Source organism: Mycobacterium sp. (genome assembly GCF_035603715.1).
In the GTDB taxonomy this organism is placed as follows: domain Bacteria; phylum Actinomycetota; class Actinomycetes; order Mycobacteriales; family Mycobacteriaceae; genus Mycobacterium.
In genome coordinates this window covers 1-3,276 of sequence record NZ_DATNJW010000064.1, presented here as the reverse complement: position 1 = coordinate 3,276, position 3,276 = coordinate 1, and the positions used below count along the sequence as shown (strand labels likewise).

Annotated in this window: 3 protein-coding genes and 1 pseudogene; 3 read left to right on the top strand and 1 reads right to left on the bottom strand. The window is 68.1% G+C overall.

The features are described 5' to 3' along the window. The 3 genes from VN856_RS02640 to VN856_RS02630 form a co-directional block, all read left to right on the top strand. The coding region (locus tag VN856_RS02640) for a tyrosine-type recombinase/integrase (RefSeq protein ID WP_325685878.1) at positions 1-868 on the top strand (868 nt) is incomplete at its 5' end. After that, entirely contained in the window at positions 865-1,293 is a 429-nt protein-coding gene (locus tag VN856_RS02635; protein WP_325685876.1) for a hypothetical protein, read from the top strand. The genes VN856_RS02640 and VN856_RS02635, both read left to right, overlap by 4 nt. A gap of 3 nt (positions 1,294-1,296) precedes the next feature. Then, positions 1,297-2,691: a site-specific integrase gene (locus VN856_RS02630; RefSeq protein WP_325685874.1), complete on the top strand. Its 1,395-nt coding sequence runs from the start codon at positions 1,297-1,299 to the stop codon at positions 2,689-2,691. A 39-nt stretch (positions 2,692-2,730) separates the two neighbouring features. Here VN856_RS02630 and VN856_RS02625 read toward each other — a convergent pair. After that, positions 2,731-3,129: pseudogene (locus VN856_RS02625) on the bottom strand (tyrosine-type recombinase/integrase); the annotation flags it as partial. Between the last annotated feature and the right edge of the window lie 147 nt (positions 3,130-3,276).

Genomic DNA, 3,276 nt, shown 5'->3' with positions numbered 1-3,276 from the left:
ACAGGTGAGCGCGTCGGATGTGTTGGGGTTCTTGGCTTCTCAGCGCGCTGCGCGTCGCGGCGAACGGGTGGTTCGGCTGGAGGACGGGGAGCCGGGGTTGGCGGCGCGCACGATCGCCCGCCGGTTGTCGAGTGTGCGCGGTCTGTACGCCTACCTCGCGGCCCGGGGTGATACCGGTGTGAGGCACAACCCTGTACCGACCAGCCTGGCCGCCCGCCGCGCGGGTGCTCGGCGCGGCAAGGGCGGGGTGCCGTTGGTCCGCACCCCGCGCACGCTGCCGCGGGTGCTGGCGCCCAGCGAGGTCGACGCGCTGTGGGCGGCGTTGCGTACCCACCGCGACCGGGCCATGGTCGAGGCGATGTTGCTGGGTGGCCTGCGCCGTTGCGAGGTGCTGGGCCTGCGCCTGGGCGACGTCAACGCCGGTGAGCGGCGGGTGTTTGTGTCCGAGGGCAAGGGCGGTCGGCAGCGGATCGTGCCGGTGTCGGCGCGGTTTTTCGCCTCGCTCGGGGACTATCTGGATCACGAGCGGCCGCGGGTGCCGACCGATCGGGTGTTCGTGGTGTTGAAGGGATCGCGGCGCGGTGAGCCGTTGTCTGCGGCGGGCCTGGATGAGATCCTCGACGGTGCGCGCGGGCGCGCCGGGCTGAGCCAGGCGACGTGCCATCAACTGCGGCACACGTGTTTCACCCGGCTGCGGGAGGCCGGGATGGCACTGGAGGCCATCCAGGCCCAGGCCGGCCACGCCTCGATCGACTCCACCCGCATCTACCTGCACCTGGCCAACGACTGGTTGGAACAGGAATATCTGCGGGCCGCCGAAGCGATCGAGGCGCAGGTCGTCGCGTCCGGTGGGGCGACCCAGGAATGAACGGGTCACCGGCACATCGCCCCGACATCGAGGAGCTCGTCGCGGCGTACCGGGCCGACCTCGTCGCGGCCGGGATGTTCGCCGGACACCCGGTGACGTCGGTGGCGCGCACGTTCTTCACCCGAGTGGGGGTGGACGGCTGGTCGGGTTTGCCGCTGGCATCGCAGTGCGCGCTGCCGCTCAAGGATCGACGGGTAGTCGGTTGGCTGATCGTGACGGGACGGCTGCGGCCCAGCCCGGACTATCTGGTGGCGTGTCGGCCCTACCTCGGCGAAGTCGCCGCCCACCATCACCGCGAGTTCTACGAACGGTTCGCCGCGACCTCCACCGAGCTCGGGTTCGGTCCCGTCGTGACGCGCCTGCAGTGGTCGGCGCTGGTCAAGGTGGCCGCGCTGGCCGGGCTGACTCCCCAACGGTTGACCTAGCCGGTGATCGATGCGCAGCGAAAAGCGTTGACCGCGGCGATAACTCGCCACCGACCCGGCAGCCACGGCGCCAAGGCGCTGAGCGCGGCGCTGTTCGGTGCGCAGACCACGCTGTTCCACCTCGGCGTCCTTGACAGTGCACCCCGCAAAATCAGCCCGGACCGCTCGGCCGAGCGGGCGGCCCAGTGGGCGGCGGTCCCACCACGGCTGGCGGCCACCCTCACCGGTTACATCGCCCAGACACGGTTGTCGCTGCGGGCCTCGACGATGGTGCGCGTCGAGGGCGTGCTGCGGGAGTTCGCCGGCTGGCTGGCCGCCAACGCTCCCGGGGTGGTCTGCGTCGCCGACCTGCGTCGGGCACATATCGAGGCCTACAAGCTGCACCTGTCCACCCGGCCCTCGGCCCGCGGCGGCCGGTTGTCCAAGACCGGTCTCGCCGAGCACCTGGGCACCCTGCGTACCTGCTTTGAACGCCTCACCGAATGGGACGGCGATGACGTCCCGGCCCGGGTGCTCGTGTTCTCCGGCGACCTGCCGCTGCGCGATGACCCGTTGCCCCGCTTCCTCGACGACGCCGCGTTCACCAAGCTGCTGCAGGCCACCCGGGCCGACGACGACCCGTTCGTCCGCCTGTGCGTGGAGTTCTTGGCCCGCACCGGCCTACGCAAGGGTGAATTCCTCGACCTCACAGTCGATTCCGTGGTGCAGATCGGGGCAGCGTACTGGTTGCACGTGCCGCTGGGGAAACTGCGCACCGACCGCTACATCCCCTTGCATCCCCAACTCAAGGATCTCCTCGACGCCTGGATCGCCACCCGACCCAGCAGCCTGCGCAGCCGCTACCTGTTCATCGAGCACGGCCAACGCATCGGCGAGGGCCGGGTCGATCGGGCAGTCGCCAAAGCCGCGAAGACGGCTGGCATCGGCCATGTTTCGCCCCATCGCCTCAGGCACACATTGGCGACCCAGGCGATCAACCGCGGCATGACTCTCGAAGCCCTGGCCGCCTTATTGGGGCACCGATCGATGCGGATGACCCTCGTGTACGCCCGTATCGCCGACCGCACCGTCGCCGACGAATACTTTTCCGTCAGCGCAAAGGTCGAAGCCCTCTACCACCAGACGCGCGCACTGCCCGCCGAGGCCGAAGGCGCCGAAATGCGTAAGCTCCGTGTCGAGATGCACCGCCGGATGCTCGGCAACGGCTACTGCGCCCGACCCGTCGGCCTGGACTGCCACTTCGAATCCATCTGCGAATCCTGCACCTTCTTCCAGACCACCATCGAATTCCGCCCCACCCTGCAGGCGCAACGCGACGACGCCGCCGCCAAAGGACAACTGGGCCGCCAGAAAGTGTTCGACGGACTGCTCGCTCGACTCGATCAGACCGCCTCCTGATACGACGCACTTGACAAAATCACCCGCATAATGTCCGAGTAGAGCCATCAACGCTTGCAGCGACACTCCGGCGTTGATCAGGGCGGTGGCGTAGGTGTGTCGGAGTTGATGCGGTGTGATGTGTCCAAGGCCTGCTGTGTCGGCCGCCCGGTTCAGCTCTTGCCGTACTGCGTTCTGCGAGAGTCGCTTTCCGTGATGGGTGAACAGGAAATCGGCTGGCGCTCCGGTGCGGGGATGGACCATGGGTCGACCGGGTGAGCGGGTCGCGGTGATGCGATCGACGAGAGTGAGGACTTCCTCGTCGAGAGGGACCATGCGTTCGGAGTCGAGCTTGCCGAGTGGGACCTTGAGCCAGGATCCTTGCCCAGGGATCTCATGGATGCAGTCGAGTTCCAGGTCGAGTAATTCACCGATCCGCAGCCCACAGGCTCGTTGCACCAACAGCGCATCGGCTGCGAGTCGAAAGCACGAACCCGACAGCGCGGCAGTGAGTTTTCGGTCCGCGTCGACGGGTAGATATCGGGGCAGGAAGCGTTGCGAGCGAGGGAGATCGGTGCGGAAGATCAGTCGCCGCGGCGGTGCGTC

Bases quoted from the DNA above. Each gene is read 5' to 3' on its own strand.
- VN856_RS02635 (WP_325685876.1), top strand. From the start codon at position 865: ATGAACGGGTCACCGGCACATCGCCCCGACATCGAGGAGCTCGTCGCG.